At 63.2% G+C, this 19,509-nt stretch carries 14 protein-coding genes; 13 read left to right on the forward strand and 1 reads right to left on the reverse strand.

Annotated elements, in window-relative coordinates; translation table 11 throughout:
• The first annotated feature begins 8 nt into the window (after positions 1-8).
• The 13 genes from IF103_RS00790 to IF103_RS00850 all read left to right on the forward strand — a co-directional run bounded on the left by IF103_RS00790 (position 9) and on the right by IF103_RS00850 (position 17,632).
• A complete protein-coding gene (locus tag IF103_RS00790; protein WP_202676150.1) occupies positions 9-1,499 on the forward strand; it encodes a BcsE family c-di-GMP-binding protein in 1,491 nt (496 codons plus the stop codon).
• Positions 1,496-1,681 carry a cellulose biosynthesis protein BcsF gene (gene bcsF / locus IF103_RS00795; RefSeq protein WP_023378078.1) on the forward strand — a complete coding sequence of 62 codons (186 nt, stop codon included), beginning with the start codon at positions 1,496-1,498 and terminating at the stop codon, positions 1,679-1,681. Before IF103_RS00790 ends, bcsF begins: the two co-directional genes overlap by 4 nt.
• Positions 1,674-3,293 carry a cellulose biosynthesis protein BcsG gene (bcsG, locus tag IF103_RS00800; RefSeq protein WP_023378079.1) on the forward strand — a complete coding sequence of 540 codons (1,620 nt, stop codon included), beginning with the start codon at positions 1,674-1,676 and terminating at the stop codon, positions 3,291-3,293. The genes bcsF and bcsG overlap by 8 nt, the downstream gene beginning before the upstream one ends.
• Complete coding sequence (gene bcsR, locus IF103_RS00805) at positions 3,290-3,514, forward strand: cellulose biosynthesis protein BcsR (protein ID WP_027907873.1); 225 nt, start codon at positions 3,290-3,292, stop codon at positions 3,512-3,514. The genes bcsG and bcsR overlap by 4 nt, the downstream gene beginning before the upstream one ends.
• The gene (gene bcsQ, locus IF103_RS00810; RefSeq protein WP_027907874.1) at positions 3,511-4,227 is read left to right on the forward strand and encodes a cellulose biosynthesis protein BcsQ; all 717 of its coding nucleotides are present in this window, start codon (positions 3,511-3,513) and stop codon (positions 4,225-4,227) included. The genes bcsR and bcsQ overlap by 4 nt, the downstream gene beginning before the upstream one ends.
• Positions 4,224-6,833, forward strand: a complete 2,610-nt coding sequence (gene bcsA / locus IF103_RS00815; RefSeq protein ID WP_023378082.1) for a UDP-forming cellulose synthase catalytic subunit — start codon at positions 4,224-4,226, stop codon at positions 6,831-6,833. The genes bcsQ and bcsA overlap by 4 nt, the downstream gene beginning before the upstream one ends.
• Positions 6,830-9,112: a cellulose biosynthesis cyclic di-GMP-binding regulatory protein BcsB gene (gene bcsB / locus IF103_RS00820; protein WP_081669736.1), complete on the forward strand. Its 2,283-nt coding sequence runs from the start codon at positions 6,830-6,832 to the stop codon at positions 9,110-9,112. Before bcsA ends, bcsB begins: the two co-directional genes overlap by 4 nt.
• Positions 9,113-9,114: 2 nt before the next feature.
• Positions 9,115-10,227 carry a cellulose synthase complex periplasmic endoglucanase BcsZ gene (gene bcsZ / locus IF103_RS00825; RefSeq protein WP_023378084.1) on the forward strand — a complete coding sequence of 371 codons (1,113 nt, stop codon included), beginning with the start codon at positions 9,115-9,117 and terminating at the stop codon, positions 10,225-10,227.
• Positions 10,215-13,736: a cellulose synthase complex outer membrane protein BcsC gene (gene bcsC, locus IF103_RS00830; RefSeq protein ID WP_186617678.1), complete on the forward strand. Its 3,522-nt coding sequence runs from the start codon at positions 10,215-10,217 to the stop codon at positions 13,734-13,736. The genes bcsZ and bcsC overlap by 13 nt, the downstream gene beginning before the upstream one ends.
• 211 nt (positions 13,737-13,947) lie before the next feature.
• The gene (locus tag IF103_RS00835) at positions 13,948-14,847 is read left to right on the forward strand and encodes a TauD/TfdA dioxygenase family protein (RefSeq protein WP_023378086.1); all 900 of its coding nucleotides are present in this window, start codon (positions 13,948-13,950) and stop codon (positions 14,845-14,847) included.
• A gap of 18 nt (positions 14,848-14,865) precedes the next feature.
• Positions 14,866-15,885 carry an ABC transporter substrate-binding protein gene (locus IF103_RS00840; protein WP_023378087.1) on the forward strand — a complete coding sequence of 340 codons (1,020 nt, stop codon included), beginning with the start codon at positions 14,866-14,868 and terminating at the stop codon, positions 15,883-15,885.
• Between the two features lie 6 nt (positions 15,886-15,891).
• Positions 15,892-16,755: an ABC transporter ATP-binding protein gene (locus IF103_RS00845; protein ID WP_104883075.1), complete on the forward strand. Its 864-nt coding sequence runs from the start codon at positions 15,892-15,894 to the stop codon at positions 16,753-16,755.
• Between the two features lie 13 nt (positions 16,756-16,768).
• On the forward strand, positions 16,769-17,632 hold the full coding sequence (locus tag IF103_RS00850) for an ABC transporter permease (protein WP_104882310.1): 864 nt from the start codon (positions 16,769-16,771) through the stop codon (positions 17,630-17,632).
• An 80-nt stretch (positions 17,633-17,712) separates the two neighbouring features.
• Here IF103_RS00850 and IF103_RS00855 read toward each other — a convergent pair whose 3' ends face one another.
• Complete coding sequence (locus tag IF103_RS00855; RefSeq protein WP_023378090.1) at positions 17,713-19,500, reverse strand: monovalent cation:proton antiporter-2 (CPA2) family protein; 1,788 nt, start codon at positions 19,498-19,500, stop codon at positions 17,713-17,715.
• Positions 19,501-19,509: the final 9 nt, after the last annotated feature.

Raw genomic sequence — 19,509 nt, forward strand, 5'->3', positions numbered from 1 at the left:
CGAAAAGCATTCCGTTGTTGGCTATTCCCGGATTAGGTGCCGAGCATAGTCAGTTTCATGAGCAAGGCCTGTATTGGTTGGCCTGTGACACCGCAGAAGACGCCACCACACTATGCCGGCAAGTCATCGAGGGCATGTCCGATCAGGGTCGGGCGGCTCTGATCGGTGACGGGCGTGGTGTGCGTGAGGTACTGGATGGGCTGGATGCGGCTCGCGGTCCAGCGGAGCTGGCACTGTACGAGGCCGAAGGCCAGGCTACCTTGCGCCTGCTCGATGACCTGCCCCGTATCGATATCCCCGGACGCGTTATCCTGGCCCTGGTACCCACCGACGTGTGGGAGGGTAGCAAGGTCGAGCGCTGGTGCCATGCGCTACGCCAGGCTGCCCTCAAGGATGGCGCATTGCTGCTGGTCGTCAGCACGGGGCAAAGCGTCTGGCTGGTGGAACGGCTTCGCGCGTTCAACCAGGCTATCGACGGGCTGGCACAGGTTTACCGTGGCAAAGGCGGCGTGCGGTACCTGCAGCATTTCTGGAGCAACATGCTCGGCGTGACGGGTACGCAGGACGTCGAGCTGGCGCGCCAGGAAGGGGGCTTCGCGGTTGCCGGTACCCTGCAATCGCTGCCTGATACCGGCGGCGATGAAATACTCTGCCTGGCCCAGCGCGAGGTGCTGGAAGGTGCGCCCGCGTTCTCTGAGCATTGGGAAGTGTTCGACAGTATCAGCGAGCTTGGCGCCAAAGCCAGTCGCGCCATCTCGGCCACCGTGATCTTCGCCATGGACGCTGGGCAGCGTCTCGATGTCCTGGCCCGTCAGCTGCATACCCTGCGCCAGTTGCGTGGTAATGCCCTGAAACTGGTCGTGCGCGAGATGGCCCCCACACTGCGCTATCAGGACGAACAGTTGCTGCTGGCCTGTGGCGCCACGCAGATCGTGCCGTTCGGTGCCAGCCTTTCGCGCTTCCTCACCATGGTCGACAGCATCCAGGGCTATGTCTGGCGCCGCAGCTTGCCAACCGATTTCGATGCCTTGCTTGCGCGCCTCCGCCCGCTCCCCGTGTGTGGTTTGGTTGCGCCCCGTACCTTCGCCGAGGCGGTGCAACAGATGTGGCATGGCGTGAGCAATGGTGAAATCGTCCACCAGTTGTTGGTGCTGCGCCCAGCGCCCGGCTTGAGTCCCTTGCAGGCGTGTTCGCGCACGGTGTTCCGCCGCGATGGCGACATAGCCTGTGTCGTGGGCGATGTGCTGTTCCTGTTCCTGTTCGCATGCCGCTCGGAAGGTGTTGAACAGGCGCTGGATCATATCTTCCAGCTGTCGTGGAAAGAGCTCTTCATCAGTCAGGATGTGTTGGTGGGTCTGGACAACCTGGCCACCCCGGCATTTCTCGACGAAACCATGCCGAAGCCTCCGCTGGCCGAATCGGTCGCCTTGCCATCGGCGCAGAAAAGGGCGGCCCTGGCGCCTCGTCAGATCGCCCTGCGTCAGTGGGGGGCAGTATGAATTTTGCGCAATTGCTGCAGGTCATTGGCCTCAGCGCACTGATGACCCTGCTGCTGGTTCTGTTCGTGATGCGTGTTCGCACCCTGGCGCTGGGCTGGCTGCGCCGTCATTTGCGCCCCCGCCACTTGCGACCGGTCGGTGTGCGCCGCCGAGTCGTGCGCCAGGATCCTGAACATGACTAGTTCGACACTCACCGCATCGGTACCCGCAGGCTGGCGCGGCCTGGGTGCCTGGAACCTGTATTTCCTGGCCAAGTTCCTGTTGGTCGCGCTTGGCATGCTCGACTTCCAGGCATTGCCGAACCTGCTGTTCGCGGCACTGCTGTTGGTACCGTTGCCGGGAAAGTGGCTGCGAATCGGTCGGCAGGTCGTCGCGATCCCGCTGGGTGCAGCGTTGTTTTATCACGACACTTGGCTGCCGCCGTTCCGCCGTCTGCTGGAGCAACCGGGGGTACTCGACTTTTCCTGGAGCTACCTGCTGGAGCTGATGGCAAGGTTCATCAATTGGAACCTGATCGGTGCACTGGTATTGCTGTTGGTGGGCTACCTGTTCCTGCGCCACTGGTTGCGCCTGAGCACCCTGAGCCTGGTCGGGCTCGCGTGGCTGGCCGTCGGCGGCCTGCCATCGCTGAACGTCGTGAGCAGCTCACCGACCCTTGCGCGAACCACCACGGCGGCTGCCAGTGCGCCCACGGCGGCGGTGGCTGACAATGCGACCCTCAATGCCTGGCTCGACCGCTTCTTTGCCAGCGAGCGCCAGCGGGTGACCTCATTCCCCGCTGTGAAAGAGGATGAGCAGCCGTTCGACTTACTGGTGATCAACGTCTGCTCGTTGGCGTGGGACGACCTCTCGGCCGTCGGCCTGCATGACAACCCGTTGTTCTCCCGGATGGACGTGATCTTCGATCAATTCAACTCGGCCACTTCCTACAGCGGCCCCGCCGCCATTCGTGTGCTCAGGGCCAGTTGCGGGCAGTCGTCCCATGCCGGCCTGTACCAGCCGGCTCCCGACCAGTGTCTGTTGTTCCAGAACCTCTCCAGGCTGGGCTTCCAGAGCCAGACCTTGCTCAACCACAGCGGCCGTTTCGACAATTTCATTGGCGACATCACTAGCCAGCACATGCCCCAACCTGGTTTCAGCACCGGCGATTTTCCAAGGGCGCTGGTCAGCTTCGACGGCTCGCCGATCGCTGGCGACCTGGATGTCCTGAGCGGATGGTGGGGCAAGCGCAAGGCCTCGGGAGAGCAGCATGTCTCGCTGTTCTACAACACCATCAGCCTGCATGACGGCAACCGCATGGTGACGGCCGACGGCGGTACACGCCCGGCTGACTATGCCACGCGGGCCAATCGCCTGTTCTCGGACCTTGGCAAGTTCTTCGATGAGCTCGAAGGCAGCGGCCGTCGGGTGGTGGTGGCCATCGTCCCGGAACACGGCGCCGCCTTGCACGGCGACCGCATGCAGTTGTCCGGTATGCGTGAGATTCCAACGCCATCGATCACCCACGTACCGGTCGGCCTCAAGTTCATCGGCATGGGCCAGCCTGCTCGTAGCGAGCCGCTCAAGGTCAGTTCGCCGACCAGCTTCCTGGCCTTGTCCGAGCTGGTGTCGCGCGTGTACGCAGGCCTCGGGGCTGGCCAAACCCTGGACTTGCCAAGCTTGCTGACAGACCTGCCGACCACCGAGCTTGTTTCGGAAACCTCCGGTGCCCAGGTCCTGAACTTCCAGGGCCATACCTACATGCGCTTGCAAGGCCAGCCGGATTGGCAGCCCATTCCCAAGGAGAGCCCGTGATGGCTGGTAAAGCTGACCCATCCGATCGCAGTGACGACATCGCTCAGCTTCGTCAGTTTCTGGACATGTCTACCCTGAGTTACCAGGACATCTCCATGATGGTGGGTGTGCAGCAGGCATTGCAGCGCTGGCCATTGCTGGGTGAAAGCTGCCGGGCTCGCCAGGAGCAGGCCCGGCATGATCGCGATCGTACAGTGCAGCCTGAGGCAGTCGTGCCATGATCAGCCTGGCGATGCACGGTTTGCGTGGTGGCCTCGGCCGCAGTGCTGTGCTTGCAGCGCTGGGTTATGCCCTGCGCGAATTGGGCGAGCGCGTGCTGTTGGTCGATCTGAGCCCGGATAATCTGCTGGGCCTGCATTTCAACCTGCCACTGGACCAGCAAGACGGTTGGGCACTTGCCGAACTGCAAGGGCGGCCCGTCGAAGAGCCTCTGTACGAAGTGCTCGATAGACTGTGCCTGATCCCCTTTGGCGACGTTGGCCACAGCCAGCTCAGGGGCCTCGAGGGTTACGACACGGCTGAGCGTTGGCGTCTGCGACAGGCCGTGCTGAGCAAGCATTTCGACTGGCTGTTGTTCGACCTTCCCCATCCTGTCAGTGCCGAGACCACCCGTGGTTTCGAGACGGACATGCGAATCTTGGTGGCCGAGGCCGAGATGGCAAGCCACGTCCTGCTCGGTCGCCAGCAGGTCGAGCGCTACGACCTGCTCATGGTCAATCGCTTCGACCCCGCGAGCAGCCTGCAGAGCGATGTATTGATGGTTTGGCGTGACCTGTTCCGCAACCGTTTGCCGATGCAGTTGGTGCACCGGGACGAAGCTTTCGTCGAAGCCTTCGCCTGCAAGGCGCCGGTGGGCCACTATGCACCGCAGAGCCTGGCATCCCGTGATGTGCAGAGCCTGGCGGTGCGTTGCCTGGCGAGGCGGCAAGCGTGAATCTGACGCCTCTTTCGGCCTACGACTACTTCACCGCTCGGGGCGCTCATCGCCCCGTCGCACTGCTGTTCACCCTGGGCGTATGGCTGGCATATCTGTTCCTGCGCCTTGAGTCGCCTGCCTGGCAAGCGTTGCTGGCTGAGCGTCAGCGACTGTTTCCGCAGTTCGTCGGCAAACGGCCCACGTTGGGCGACCCGCTGCGCCTGTTGATCCAGTGCCTGTGGTTACTGCTCAGACGCGTACCCTCACCTCGCAATCCAGGCCGATTGGCGCGTGGTTTGACCGCCGTGGCGAGTCGCCTGCGTAGCGTGTGGCAGGGTATACGCCGTTACCGCGCCCGATTGGCCGAAACCATGATGCAGGTCCCCGCGCGCTTTCGAGACAGTGCCTTGCAGCACGATGCGGCCCAGCGCTTGCGCCGCTTGAGCGTTTTCGGCAGGCGCCTGTTCTATACCGTTCTTACCCTGTGCGCCGTGGCGCTGGCCCTGCTGTGCGTGACGGAGCCCTTCGGGTATATGGCGCAGTTGGTGTTCATTTTCCTGCTGTGGGGCATCGCCATGCTGGTGCGCTACATGCCAGGCCGATTCCCGACGCTAATGCTCATCGTGTTGTCGACGATCATCTCGTGCCGCTACCTGTGGTGGCGTTACACCTCGACACTGAACTGGAACGACACGCTCGACCTGGTCTGCGGTGTGATTCTGCTGGCAGCGGAGACCTACTCGTGGTTCGTCTTGATCCTGGGTTATATCCAGACGTGCTGGCCGCTGCAGCGCAAACCCGCAAGCCTTCCGCAGAACCCCGGACACTGGCCCACCGTCGACCTGATGATCCCCACTTACAACGAGGATCTGTCGGTGGTACGCACCACCGTGCTCGCCGCACTCGGCCTGGACTGGCCACGTGATCGCCTGCGCATCTATATCCTCGACGATGGCCGGCGCGACGCGTTCCGTGCCTTCGCCGACGAAGTGGGTGTGGGCTACATCGTGCGCCCCGACAACAAGCACGCGAAAGCTGGCAACCTCAACCATGCCCTTGGTGTGACCGAGAGCGAGCTGATTGCCATTTTCGACTGCGACCATGTGCCGGTGCGCTCCTTCCTGCAGATGACCGTTGGCTGGTTCCTCAAGGATCCCAAGCTGGCGCTGGTACAGACACCGCATCACTTCTTCTCGCCCGATCCATTCGAGCGCAACCTGGGCTCTTTCCGCCGGCGGCCAAACGAAGGCGAGTTGTTCTATGGGCTGATCCAGGACGGCAACGACATGTGGAACGCCGCCTTCTTCTGCGGCTCCTGTGCCGTCCTGCGCCGCACCGCGCTGGAAAGCATTGGTGGTTTCGCCGTCGAAACGGTCACCGAAGATGCCCATACGGCCTTGCGCATGCACCGCCAGGGCTGGACCTCGGCCTACCTGAGCATTCCCCAGGCCGCCGGGCTTGCCACCGAAAGCCTGTCGGCGCACATCGGCCAGCGCATTCGCTGGGCGCGTGGCATGGTGCAGATATTCCGTACCGACAACCCATTGTTCGGCCGTGGCTTGAGCCTGTTCCAGAGGGTGTGCTACGCCAACGCCATGCTGCACTTCCTTGCGGGCCTGCCTCGGTTGATCTTCCTCACGGCGCCCTTGGCGTTTCTGCTGCTGCATGCCTACATCATCTATGCGCCTGCCGTGATGATCCTGCTCTACGTGCTGCCGCACATGATTCATGCCAGCCTCACCAACTCGCGCATGCAGGGTAAATATCGTCAGACCTTCTGGGGCGAGGTCTACGAGACGGTGCTGGCCTGGTACATCGCACGCCCCACCACCGTTGCATTGTTTGCGCCGAAGAAGGGCAAGTTCAATGTCACGGCCAAGGGCGGGTTGATGGAGCAGGAGCAGTTCGACTGGCGCATTGCCCAACCGTACTTGGTCCTGGCGGCGCTCAATGTCGTTGGTCTCGGGTTCGCCGTCTGGCGCTTGATCACAGGCCCTGCTGCGGAAATCGGCACCGTGATCGTCAGTTCGCTGTGGGTGATCTACAACCTGCTGATCCTCGGCGCCGCCTGCGCGGTGGCTGCCGAAGTGCGTCAGGTACGTCGGGCCCACCGTGTACAGATGCACTTGCCGGCTGCGCTGCTGCTCGAAAGTGGCCACGGCTTCCCCTGCACATTGGTCGACTACTCCGATGGCGGCATCGGCCTGCAACTGGGCGACGGTGTGACGCCAGCCCCAGGAGCGCGTGTACGCTTGCTGTTGACCCGGGGCCAGCGCGAGTTTGCGTTCAATGCCCGGGTCACCCGAATCGTCGGCCGTCACCTGGGCCTGACCTTCGACGGCCTGAGCCTGCAACAACGTATCGACCTGGTGCACTGCACCTTTGCCCGTGCCGACGCCTGGCTGGGCTGGCAGGACAAGCATGAAGTCGATCGCCCGCTGCGCAGCCTCGGCGAGGTGCTCAAGCTGGGTGGCATAGGCTACCTACGGCTGGTCGAACACGCCCCGGGCTGGCTCAGCGAGCGTCTGCAACCAGTGCGTGAACTGGCGCGTTGGCTGGCCAGCTACATGCCACGCACACCACAACCCCTTCCATCCACGAATCTTGTTGACCGAGACGCATGATGACTCGTTACCCCGCGCGCACTTGGGGCCTGGCGCTGGCGCTGCTCGCCTCCCTGTTCCAGAACGCAGCTGTCGCCTCCGTAGCCCCTCTCGTTATGCCGGCCGAGCCAACGGTCCCCAACTGGCCGGTGATCAAGACGTTCGAGCAACTCGGCCAAGCCTCCGACAGCCTGTTGCTGGGTGTGCGCAACAGCGAAAACATCGAGTTCGGTGTGCGTCGGGATCGCCTGGCCACCGAGGCGGTCCTGCAACTGGACTACACCCCTTCGCCAGCGCTGTTGCCGAACCTTTCCCACCTGCGCGTCTACCTCAACGACGAGTTGATGGGCGTGGTTCCGGTAGAGAAGGATCAGCTCGGCCAGCGTGTGCGGCGTCAACTGCCTCTGGACCCGAAGCTGGTGACCGACTTCAACCGCGTTCGCCTGGAGTTCGTCGGGCATTACACCGACATCTGTGAAGACCCGGCACACAGCGGCCTGTGGTTGAACCTCAACCGCAAGAGCCAGGTGCAGCTGCGCGAGCAGGCGCTGGCTGTGGAAAACGACCTCGCTTACTTCCCGCTGCCGTTCTTCGACGCGCGCGACACTAGCAAGGTCGAGCTTCCGGTGGTGTTCGCCGATTCGCCGACGCTGGGTGAGCAGCGAGCGGCAGCGATCCTGTCGTCATACTTCGGCAGCAAGGCCGGCTGGCGCAAGGCGACCTTCCCGGTATCGTTCGACAGCCTGCCTGCCAGCGGCGACAAGCCCAAGCCGGCCATCGTGTTCGCCAGTAACGAACGGCGCCCGGCGTTCCTCGCCGACCTGGAGAAATTTCCGCCGGTAGATGGTCCAGTGGTGCAACTGATCGACCATCCGACCGATCGCTGGAGCAAACTGCTGCTAGTGCTTGGGCGCAACGACGACGACTTGGTCAAGGCCGCCTCGGCGCTGGCGGTGGGCACCGAATTGTTCCGCGGGTCTCGGGTCAAGGTCGAGCAGATGGCCGCCCTTGAGCCGCGCAAGCCATACGACGCGCCGAACTGGACGCGCACCGACCGGCCGGTGCGTTTCTCCGAGCTGCTCGATTATCCGGAACAGTTGCAGGTCAGCGGCTTACAGCCACGGCCGATTACCCTTGACGTGAACCTGCCACCGGACCTGTTCGTCTGGCGCAACCAGGGTATTCCGTTGCAGACCCTGTACCGCTACACACCGCCGGCCGTTACCGACGAGTCGCGCCTGAGCATCAGCGTCAACGACCAGTACATCACCAGCATGCCGTTGGTGGGTAACGATCGTCGCAGCAGTACGCTCGAAGAAATGCGCTTGAGCGTGCTGTCCACTGACAGTACTGCATTGACCGAGCAATCGTTGGTGCCCGCCCTGAAAATTGGTGCGCGTAACCGCTTGCGCTTCGACTTCAGCTTCGCCAGCACCCTGGGCAGCGCCCAGCGTGACCATTGCCAGACCTCACTGCCCGTTGATGTGCGAGCAGCGATCGATGAGAACTCGACCATCGACCTGTCCGGTTACCACCACTACATGGCCATGCCAGACCTGCGCGCCTTCGCCCGCAGCGGTTTCCCTTACAGCCGCATGGCCGACCTTTCCGAAACCGTGATCGTCGTACCGAGCACGCCCACACCGATGCAGGTCGGTACCTTGCTCGACGTCGTCGGCAGCCTGGCTGGGCAGATCGGTTACCCCGCGCTGAACGTCCGCCTGAGTGACAACTGGAGAAACGTCGCGGATGCCGACGCCGACCTGCTGCTCATCGGCACACTGCCCGAGAGCCTGCACGACGTCCCCAACCTCGGGCTGTTGCTCAATGCCCAGCGAGACTGGATGGTGCAGGGGCGTACCCTGGATGTACCGGGCAGCCAGCGCTTCGATAACGCGCCGGTTGTGCCCAATAGCCGCGTCGAAGTCAGCGCGCAGGCGCCCCTCGCTGCAATCACCGGTTTGAAGTCGCCGTTCCATGAGCAACGCAGTGTCGTGGCGCTGCTGGCCCGTTCCGACGCCGATTACGCCTTGTTGCGCGACGTGCTGGCGGACTCCGGCAAGCTGGAAGCCGTGGCCGGTTCTGTCGCGTTGGTGCGCACCAGCGGCGTCAGCAGCCAGTTTGTCGGTGAGCATTACTTCGTCGGTGAGCTGCCATGGTGGCTGTTGCTGTGGTTCCACCTGTCCGACTACCCGATGCTGATCGCAGTGATCGCTACCGTCAGCGTGCTGTTGTTCGCCTTCCTTCTGTGGCGTGCGCTGCGTTGGGCCGGGCGTCGTCGCCTGGGTGAGGCTGACTGAACATGCGTCGGCTGCTGGGAGCATTGCTGGTGATGTGCTTGCCCACTGTCGCGGCGGCCTCGACGGCTTGTCCGTGGCCGGCCTGGGAGCGTTTCAAGACCGAGTTGGTCAGCGAAGATGGCCGGGTGCTCGACCGCAGTGACAAACGCTTGGTCTCGACGTCCGAAGGGCAGAGCTACGCGTTGTTCTTTGCCCTGGTGGGCAATGATCGCCAAGCCTTCGCCAACGTGCTGCGCTGGACCAGCAACAACCTTGCCGAAGGGAACCTCGCAAGGCATCTGCCAGCCTGGCTTTGGGGGCGTAGCCCGCAAAACCAGTGGCAGGTGCTGGACAGCAACAATGCCAGCGATGCCGACCTGTGGATCGCCTACAGCCTGCTCGAAGCAGGGAGGCTCTGGAGCGAACCCGGCTATGGCCAATTGGGCCAGAGCATGCTCTGGCGTATTGCGGCACAGAGCGTCCGCAAGCTTCCCGGCCTGGGCGTCATGTTGCTACCCGCGGACTACGGTTTCGAGAGCGACAAGGGCTGGCGGTTGAACCCCAGCTACCTGCCACCGCAACTGTTCGACCGCTTCGCCCTGGTCGACCCGTTGTGGGGCGAGATGGCCAGTAACGTTCGCCGAGTCTGGTTGCAGGCTTCGCCCAAAGGGTTCGCACCGGACTGGCTGTTGTGGACTCCAGCGGCCGCTATCCGCCCCGACCCTGAGCATGGAAGTGGCGGTGACTATGACGCCATTCGCGTCTACCTGTGGCTCGGCATGCTGGCCGAGGGGGCGGCGCAGCGCGACGAGATGCTGCGCCATTTCGCACCGATGGCTGCGTTGACCCTGCGCAGCGGCCTTCCGCCGGAAAGCATCGATGCCCGCAGCGGTCAGGAAAGTGGCCATGGCCCGATTGGCTTTTCAGCGGCCTTGCTGCCACTGCTGGCCAGCATTCCGGATGGCCAGGTGGCCCTCGAAGCCCAGCGCAAACGGCTGCATGAGTCACCGGCCGAGCCGCAAGCGTATTACAACCAGGTCCTCGCCTTGTTCGGCCAAGGCTGGGACGAAGCCCGCTATCGCTTCGACAAAGAAGGTCGTTTGCTGCCTGCCTGGAGTGCACCATGTTCCGAATGATCGGCGTGCTGACGCTGAGCGCGTTGTCCTGTGCCGTGGCCGCTCAACCGAAGGACAGCGACGGGCAGCGCCAATGGCTGCTTGAGCAGGTGCGAATCGGCGAGGCGTTGCACCGTGACGATCTGGTTCATAACGCCCTGGCCAGGTTGCGGTTGTTGGAGCCACGAAACCCCGACGCGTTGCTCGCCGCGCTGAGCCTGGCGCTGCGTGAGCAAAAGCCGCAGGAAGCAGAGCAACTGCGCGAAAGCATAAGCCAAGTCGCTCCCGGCAGCCCCCAGGAGCGCCAGGCCAGGCGTTTGCTGCAACTGCAGCAGCCGGAGCAGGTGCAACGCCTTCAGCAAGCCCGCCTCATGGCCGTGACAGGGCGCTATGACGAGGCACTGGTTGCCTATGACCAGTTGTTCGCGGGCGAGCCCCCTAGTCTGGAGTTGGCCCTGGATTATTGGCGCGTGCGAGGAAACCTCGCCGGTCAGCGGCCGGACGCGATCGAGCAGTTGCAGCAGCTGGATCGACAGTACCCGGGCAACGCCGGTCTACGGCAAACCCTGGCCAGCTGGTTGTTCAGTGAAGGGCGCAACCACGAAGCGCTGGCGGTGCTCGAACAGCTGTCCCGCGACCCAGCGGCACGCGACGCTGCCGCGCAGCGCGAATTCGACTATCTGTCCGAACAACCTGTGAGCGCCAACAGTGTCGCGGGCTGGCAGGCTTTCGCCCAGCGCTATCCCGCTTCGCCGCTGTTGCCACTGGCCGGCGAAAACCTCAAGCAGCAGCGCACCCTCGTGGCTGACCCTGCCTGGCAGGCCGGCCAGCGGGGCAAAGCGTTGCTCGACCAGGAGCAGAACGTTCAAGCCGAGGCACAACTGCGCCTGGCGCTGCGTCGTTATGCGGACGATGCAAGCCTGCACGGGGCGCTGGGCGTCGCATTGATGCGCCAGCGTCGCTATGCGGAGGCGAACACGTCATTCCGCCAGGCGGCGTCCATCGAGCAGAACACTCGCCTGATGAGCAAGTGGAAAGACCTTGAAGCGTCCAGTCAGTACTGGGGCCAGCTGCAGAAGGCAGACAGCTTGCTCGAGAAGCAAGACCTGCGCGGTGCTCGTGCACTTTACCAACAGGCGCGTCAGCAACGTCCTGAAGACGAGTTCGCCTTGCTTGGTCTGGCCGATGTGGCATTTGCCGAAGGCGATCTGGCCGGTGCCGAGCGGCAGTACCTGCAAGTGCGGCGAATGGTGCCGGACAATGAAAGCGCGGTGCGCGGCCTGATGCGTATCTATCAGGCGCAATCCACGGCCAAGGCCGAAGCCTATCTGGACAGCTTGCCAGCAGCGCAACAGGCCCAGTTCGCCAGCCTGCGCCGCAGCCTTGTCCTTGGCCGCCTGCGCGAGCAGGGCGACGCGGCCCTACAGCGACAGGACTGGATCACTGCCAGCCAAGTGCTGGGGCAGGCTGTCGAGCTCGCACCGGATGAGCCATGGCTGGTTTATCAACTGGCCAACAGCCTGCGCCAGCAAGGGCGTGACGGCGAGGCGGACGCCGCGTTCGCAAGGTTGCTGCAGCGCCAGCCAGCGGATCCGGCTACCCGCTATGCCCATGGCTTGTACCTTGAGTCCAGCGACCGTGATGCATTGGCTCGCAATACCCTGCAGGCTGTCCCGCAAAGCGCCTGGACCGACGATATGCATGCGCTGGACAAGCGCGTGCGTCGTCGCATGACCTTGGCGCAAGCTCAGCGCTTGCAGGAGCAGGGCCGTACCGATGAGGCGACCGCCGTTCTGGAAGCGGGTCTGGCCCACGGCGAGGGTGACCCCGACGACCTCCTGCTGATGGCTGACTGGGCGGCAGAGCGGGGCGAGCATGGCAAGGCCCGTGGCTATTACCAGCGTGTGCTGGACGTTCAGCCGCAGCGAGCCGAAGCGCGCCTTGGCGTGATGGAGAGCTGGGTTGCCGAAGGTGACCTGGCGCGTGTGCGACAGGCATTGGCCGCACAGCCGCTGCAACTGAACGATCAGGAGATCGACTCCCAGCGGCGCCTGGCGACCGTCTGGGTCGCATTGGGTGAGAAGGACAAGGCCGCCAGGCTATTGGACCGGATTGCCGCGCGGCAGACCCAGCCCGACCCATTGCTGCGCCGAGACGCTGCCCGCCTGGTCGCGGCCAAGGACCCTCAGCGGGCGCTGGACTTGTATGCCGCAGCGATGGCCGACGCGCAGTTGCTCAGCCGCTCGGCGGTATCGCCACGCGACGACCGCGCCCTGACCTTGGCCAGTCGCGCCAAGGACGCGGACGACTGGTTGGTGCGCAGCCTGCGCAGCGATGTGGATGAGCTGTACCGCCAGCGCAATACCAACGTCACCCTGATGCATGACTACGGTTGGCGCAAGAACGACGGCACTCCTGGTATTTCCAGGTTGAGCACCCAATCGACCCTGCTGCATGTCGATACGCCCTGGGAAGACGGTAGGGCGTTTGCGCGCGTGGAGCGCATCGGCATGGATGCTGGTTCGTTCGATCTGGACGAGAATGGCAACAACACCGCTGATTTCGGTACTTGCCAGTTTGTCGGCGTCACCCGTAGCGGGGCGCTATTGCCGACCTGCCGCCCGGGCTCGCAAACGGCCAATGGAGGTGTTTTGGCGCTTGGTTGGCAGAACGAGCGCTGGGGCTTCGACCTGGGCACTACCCAAGGGTACGAGGTCAATAACTGGCTGGGCGGCGCAATCGTCAACGGCGACCTCGGACAGGTCGGTTGGTCGCTGGCTGCCTCGCGCCGGCCGATGAGCAACTCGTTGCTGTCTTTCGCAGGTGCTCGCGACCCGGCTACCAACGTCCGCTGGGGCGGTGTTACGGCCAACGGTGCCACCCTTGGCCTGAGCTGGGACCAAGGTGGGGACCATGGCGTCTGGGCAAGCCTCGGGCACCACTGGCTGTACGGTGAGAACGTTGCCGACAACCAGCGTACCCGCGCGATGGCCGGCTATTACTACCGTGCGGTCGAAAAGGCGGACGAGCGCGTGCGGGTCGGCCTGACCCTGATGCACTGGCGATATGACAAGGACCTGGGAGGCTACAGTCTGGGCCAGGGCGGTTACTACAGCCCGCAGCGCTATGAGTCGATCGGAGTACCGGTCAGCTATGCCTGGCGCAACTACGATTGGTCGTTCCTGGTGGAGGGGTCGGTCAGTTGGTCCCGTGCCCACAGCGACAGCAGTCGTGTCTATCCGAACGAGAGCCTGAACCGCAAGTTGCTGGCGCGTTACGACATCATCGCGTCGAACATCGACGCCATGACCGAAGCCAGCGACAGCAATGGCCTGGGCTACCGCTTGCATGGGGCGTTCGAACGGCGATTGAGCGACCGCTGGGCATTGGGCGGTGGGTTCGACTGGCAACACAGCGATGACTACGCACCCAGCCATGCGATGCTCTATGTGCGCTACATGTTCGAACCTTGGCGAGGCAACCTGGCGTTACCGGTCACCTCACTGGAGCCCTACAGCGAGTGGCGCTGATGGGCATCCAGCGCTTGGGGCGATGCATGAACGGCTTCATATGGTTATTCGTTAAAGATATTTAAATTATTTTTCTTATGCCCTTATAGTCGCTCCCACTGCGTACCCGCCGACCAATCGGCGCGCCGCACGACTTGAACCCACACGGGAAAACCCCGTGCGTTTCTGATCGTCGCGCGCCCTGAAGTCGCGCACTGCGTGGGAGTGAAACATGTCAGCCGCCTCGAACGCCTTGTCGTCCATCGACAGCGCCCAGCCGCAATTCTTCGAAATCCGTCCATTCTCCGGTGCCGTGGGGGCCGAGATCATCGGCCTGGACTTGGCCAAACCAGTCAACGCCGAAGATTTCCAGCGCATTCACCGTGCCCACCTTGACCACCATGTGCTGGTGTTCCGGGAGCAACGGATCAGCCCCGAACAACAAATCGTCTTCAGCCGCCGCTTCGGCGAGCTGCAGATTCATGTGCTCAAGCAGTTCCTGTTGGCGGGCCACCCGGAAATCCTGATCGTGTCCAACATCGTCGAGGAAGGTCGCAACATAGGCCTGGGTGATGCTGGCAAGTTCTGGCACTCGGACCTCTCGTACAAGGAACTCCCCAGCCTCGGCTCGATGCTCCATGCCCAGGAGCTGCCCAGCGAAGGGGGCGACACGTTGTTCGCTGACATGCACAAGGCCTGGGACGCGGTGCCCGAAGCCCTGCGCAAGGTGGTCGAGGGGCGCAGCGCTGCACACTCCTATACCGCGCGCTACGCCGAGACCAAGTTCGAAGGCAACTGGCGTCCGACCCTGACCGCCGAACAACTGGCTCAAGTACAGGAGGTCATCCATCCGGTGGTGCGTACGCACCCGGAAAACGGGCGCAAGGCACTGTTCGTCAGCGAGGGGTTCACCACCCGTATCGTCGGCCTGCCAGAGGACGAAAGCCGTGACGTGCTGCAGCAGCTCTACGCCTTGAGCGTGCTTGAGCAAAACATCTACCGCCATCAGTGGCAGCCCCATGACTTGGTGTTCTGGGACAACCGCTCGCTGATCCACCTAGCCACCGGCTGCCCCGCACACCTGCGGCGCAAGCTGTACCGCACCACCATCCAGGGCGATGCCCCGTTCTGACGACTGAGGAACCACATCATGCGCAAATCCATCAGCCGCCTGGCGGCGAGCATCGGCCTGGGCGCAAGCCTGGTCATCGGCAGCCTCGCCGCACCCGCGGTAGCCCAGGCCGAAGGCAAGATCCGCATCGCCGAGCAGTTCGGCATCGTCTATCTGCTGTTGAATGTGGTGCGCGACCAGCACCTGATCGAGAAGCACGGCAAGGAGCAGGGCATCGACATCGAAGTCGACTGGGCCCAGCTTTCCGGTGGCGCCGCGATCAACGACGCGTTGCTGTCTGGCTCGGTTGACATCGCAGGTGCCGGTGTCGGCCCGCTGCTCACTGTCTGGGACCGCACCAAGGGCCGGCAGAACGTCAAGGCCGTGGCTTCGCTAGGCAACTTCCCGTACTACCTGGTCAGCAGCAATCCTAATGTGAAGACCATCGCCGACCTTTCCGAGAAGGACCGCATCGCGGTGCCGGCCGTGGGTGTTTCGGTGCAGTCACGCTTCCTGCAGTACGCTGCCGCGCAGCAGTGGGGTGACAAGGAATACAACCGCCTGGACAAGTACACCCTGGCCGTTCCGCACCCGGATGCCACCGCAGCCCTGTTGGCGGGTGGCACGGAACTCAATGGACACTTCTCCAACCCGCCGTTCCAGGACCAGGTGTTGGCCAACAAGAACGTGCATGTAGTGCTCAACAGCTACGACTTGCTAGGGCCAAATTCGCCGACCTTGCTGTTCGCCACCGAGAAATTCCGCAAGGACAACCCCAAAACCTACAAGGCCTTCGTCGACGCGCTGGCCGAGGCGGCGGACTTCGCCCAGAAGAACAAGGCCGCCGCGGCCGATACCTACATCCGCGTGACCAAGGCCAAGATCGACCGTGACGCGCTGATCAAGCTCATCGACAACCCGCAATACGAATTCACCGTTACGCCGAAGAACACCTACAAGCTGGCGGATTTCCTCTACCGCGTCGGTGCCATCAAGAACAAGCCGGAGTCGTGGAAGGACTACTTCTTCCAGGATGAACGCCCGCTGCAGGGGAGCTGATCGATCATGACCGCCCCATTGCCAGGCCACACGGCCAGCAACCTGAGCCGTGTCGACGCACCCGCCTTGCTGCAGGTGAATAATCTCAGTCTCGAATACCGCACGGCGCAGCGCGTGGTGCGGGCTACCCACCAGGTCAGCTTCGAAGTCGATCACGCCGACCGATTCGTTCTGCTCGGCCCGTCTGGTTGCGGCAAGTCCACCTTGCTCAAGGCCGTGGCCGGCTTCATCGAGCCCCAGGAAGGGCAGATCCTGTTGCAGGGCCAGCCGGTCAAGGGCCCCGGCCCCGACCGCATCGTGGTATTCCAGGAATTCGACCAACTGCCGCCGTGGAAGACGGTGAAGCAGAATGTGATGTTCCCGCTGCTGGTGTCTGGTCAGCTCAAGCGCGCCGAGGCCCAGGAGCGCGCCCTGCACTATTTGAACAAGGTTGGCCTGGCGGCATTCGCCGATGCCTACCCGCATACCCTGTCGGGTGGCATGAAGGCGCGGGTGGCCATTGCCCGGGCACTGGCCACCCAGCCCAAGATCCTGCTGATGGACGAGCCTTTCGCCGCGCTCGATGCACTGACCCGTCGCAAGATGCAGGAAGAACTGCTGCTGCTTTGGGAAGAGGTGCGTTTCACCCTGTTGTTCGTCACCCACTCCATCGAAGAGGCGTTGGTGGTGGGTAACCGCATTCTGCTGTTGTCGCCGCACCCAGGGCGGGTGAGGGCGCAAGTGCACAGCCATCAGTACGACCTTGGCAGCCTGGGGGCTGCCGATTTCCAGGCCAGCGCCCGGCGTATCCATCGTCTGCTGTTCGACGAGGCGGACGCACCCGAGCAGGCGGCCGACCTCGGCTTCAACGATATTCGCATCGCCTACTGACAGGAGCTCAGCCATGACCACTACACCTGTACGCCAGGAATACGAGGTGCAGCTGGAGCCGCTGCTCAGTGTGCCTCTTGAACGTCGACTGCCACTGGCCCAGCGCCTTTGGCAACTGGGCGGGTTGCGCAAGGCGGTGATCCTGATCGCCATCGCCGCCCTGTGGGAAGCCATCGCCCGCTACCAGGGCAATGACCTGTTGTTGCCGAGCTTTTTGCAAACTGCAACAGCGCTCTGGGACGGCATGTTCAGTGGTGAACTGCCAGCCAAGGTCGGCGTGTCGCTGGTGGTGTTGCTCAAGGGCTACGTGCTCGGCATCGTCCTGGCGTTCGGGCTGACCAGCCTGGCGGTATCGACCCAGCTCGGACGCGACTTGCTCGGCACCCTCACCTCGATGTTCAACCCATTGCCGGCCATCGCCCTGCTGCCCTTGGCCTTGCTGTGGTTCGGTCTGGGGGACAACAGCTTGATCTTCGTGTTGGTGCACTCGGTCCTTTGGGCGCTGGCGCTCAATACCTATGCAGGGTTCCTCGGGGTATCGGACACCTTGCGCATGGCCGGGCGCAACTACGGCCTCAAGGGACTGCGCCTGGTGTTGCACATTCTGGTGCCGGCAGCGTTGCCGTCGATTCTGTCGGGGCTGAAGATCGGCTGGGCGTTTGCCTGGCGTACCTTGATCGCGGCGGAACTGGTGTTCGGCGCCAGCAGCGGCAAGGGCGGCTTAGGCTGGTACATCTTCCAGAACCGCAACGAGCTTTACACCGACAAGGTGTTCGCAGGCTTGGCCGTGGTGATCCTGATCGGCTTGCTGGTGGAAGGGTTGGTGTTCAACACCCTGGAGCGGCTGACGGTGCGGCGATGGGGAATGCAGCGGTAGATGACGGTGCAAACGACCTTTGCCAAGCCGCGCGGCGGGAGCCCCCTCCCTTGGCGCGACTGGCTTTGGCCTAAAGGCGCTCAATCCGCATCGGAGTCGAACAACCGCTCCAGCTCCATGCGCGCCTCCTTGGCGGTCTGCATGACTTTTGCCCGGTCATCGCGCACCTGTCCCTGAGCAACCAGCACTTCTTCATCATGCTGGGTGAATCGTTCGATGCGGTCAGTGGCCTGCTCTTCGCTCAAGCCCAACCCAACCAGAGCGCGGCGTGACATTTCCAGGCTCGAGTAGAACGTCTCGCGAATCGGTTCGGCACCCACATCCACCAGCTTGTGCACATGCTGACGGTTGCGTGCGCGTGCCAGCACCTTCAGGTGGGGGTACAGACGCTTCACGCGTTCCGCCGTGCGAGTGGTGATTTCCGGATCATCTGTGGTGATCACGAAGTACTCCGCTTCGCCGACCTTGGCCGCGTGCAGCACTTCAGGACGCAGTGGGTCGCCGTAGAACACCGGAGCCTGCTCGAACATGCGCGTCATTTCGATGGCGTCCACCGACGTTTCCAGGGCAATGAATGGGATCTTCTGGGCCCGCAGGATACGCGACACGATCTGCCCCATGCGGCCCATGCCGACAATCACCACGCGTGGCGTACCAGCATCGATGGACTTGTACTGCTCCGGCACTTCACGCGGTGGCTGCGGGCGTTTCAGTGCCCGAGCGCAACCGAGCATCAGCAGCGGCGTGATGGCCATCGACAGGGTGATGGTCATCAGCAGCAGGTCGTAAGTCTGGGCATCGAACAAGCCCTGGTCCTTGCCGAGCTTGAACACCACGAAGGCAAACTCGCCACCCGCCGCCAGGACCATGCCCAGGCGCAGGGCGCTGGCGCTGTTCAGGCCACCGGCCAAACGCCCCACCCCAATCAACAGCACCAGCTTCACTGCCACCAGCAACAGTGTCAGGCCCAGCAGTACCAGCGGCATGTCCAGCAGCAGGCGCAGGTTAGCGCCCATGCCCACGCTGATGAAGAACAAGCCCAGCAGCAGCCCTTTGAACGGTTCGATCTGCGATTCCAGCTCGTGGCGGTACTCCGAGTCAGCCAGCAGCAGGCCGGCAAGGAAGGCGCCCAAGGCCATGGAAATACCGGCTTGCTCCATCAGCCAGGCGGTGCCGATGACCACCAGCAGCGCCGTGGCGGTGGACACTTCCGGCAGTCCGGTACGGGCCACTGTGCGGAACACCGGACGCAGCAGGTAACGACCACCGACGATCACCACGGCGATACTGGCAAAAACCTTGAGGCCATGTTCCAGACTGTCGCCGTGGCTGGTGTCAGGGCCGCTCGCGGCCAACAGCGGTACCAAGGCAATCAACGGGATGGCGGCAATGTCCTGGAACAGCAGGATGGCGAACGCCAGGCGGCCATGGGGGGCATTGAGTTGCTTGCTTTCGGCCAGGCTCTGCAGGCCCAGGGCGGTAGACGACAACGCAAGGCCCAGGCCCAGCACCACGGCGGCGGGCAATGACTGGTCGAAGCCATACAAGGCAATGGCACCGATGACCGCGCCGGTCAGCAGCACCTGTGCAGTACCAACGCCGAACACCGATTTGCGCATCAGCCAAAGGCGCCGAGGTGACAGTTCCAGGCCGATGATGAACAGCAGCAGGACGACTCCCAGTTCCGAGATGTGGGCGACGCTTTCGGTGTCGCGAATCAGGCCCAACGCCTGCGGGCCGATGGCCACGCCGGCCAGCAGGTAACCAATGACGGCGCCCAGTTGCAGGCGCTTGGCCAAGGGCACGGCGACAACGGCGGCGAGCAGGAAGATGACGGCGGTTTGCAGCAGGCTGCTTTCATGTGGCATAGGCTCGGA

Source organism: Pseudomonas sp. SK2, from assembly GCF_016772395.1.
GTDB lineage: Bacteria > Pseudomonadota > Gammaproteobacteria > Pseudomonadales > Pseudomonadaceae > Aquipseudomonas > Aquipseudomonas taiwanensis.

Bases quoted from the DNA above. Each gene is read 5' to 3' on its own strand.
- bcsF (WP_023378078.1), top strand. From the start codon at position 1,496: ATGAATTTTGCGCAATTGCTGCAGGTCATTGGCCTCAGCGCACTGATG.
- bcsG (WP_023378079.1), top strand. From the start codon at position 1,674: ATGACTAGTTCGACACTCACCGCATCGGTACCCGCAGGCTGGCGCGGC.
- bcsQ (WP_027907874.1), top strand. From the start codon at position 3,511: ATGATCAGCCTGGCGATGCACGGTTTGCGTGGTGGCCTCGGCCGCAGT.
- bcsB (WP_081669736.1), top strand. From the start codon at position 6,830: ATGATGACTCGTTACCCCGCGCGCACTTGGGGCCTGGCGCTGGCGCTG.
- bcsZ (WP_023378084.1), top strand. From the start codon at position 9,115: ATGCGTCGGCTGCTGGGAGCATTGCTGGTGATGTGCTTGCCCACTGTC.
- bcsC (WP_186617678.1), top strand. From the start codon at position 10,215: ATGTTCCGAATGATCGGCGTGCTGACGCTGAGCGCGTTGTCCTGTGCC.
- IF103_RS00835 (WP_023378086.1), top strand. From the start codon at position 13,948: ATGTCAGCCGCCTCGAACGCCTTGTCGTCCATCGACAGCGCCCAGCCG.
- IF103_RS00840 (WP_023378087.1), top strand. From the start codon at position 14,866: ATGCGCAAATCCATCAGCCGCCTGGCGGCGAGCATCGGCCTGGGCGCA.
- IF103_RS00845 (WP_104883075.1), top strand. From the start codon at position 15,892: ATGACCGCCCCATTGCCAGGCCACACGGCCAGCAACCTGAGCCGTGTC.
- IF103_RS00850 (WP_104882310.1), top strand. From the start codon at position 16,769: ATGACCACTACACCTGTACGCCAGGAATACGAGGTGCAGCTGGAGCCG.
- IF103_RS00855 (WP_023378090.1), bottom strand. From the start codon at position 19,500: ATGCCACATGAAAGCAGCCTGCTGCAAACCGCCGTCATCTTCCTGCTC.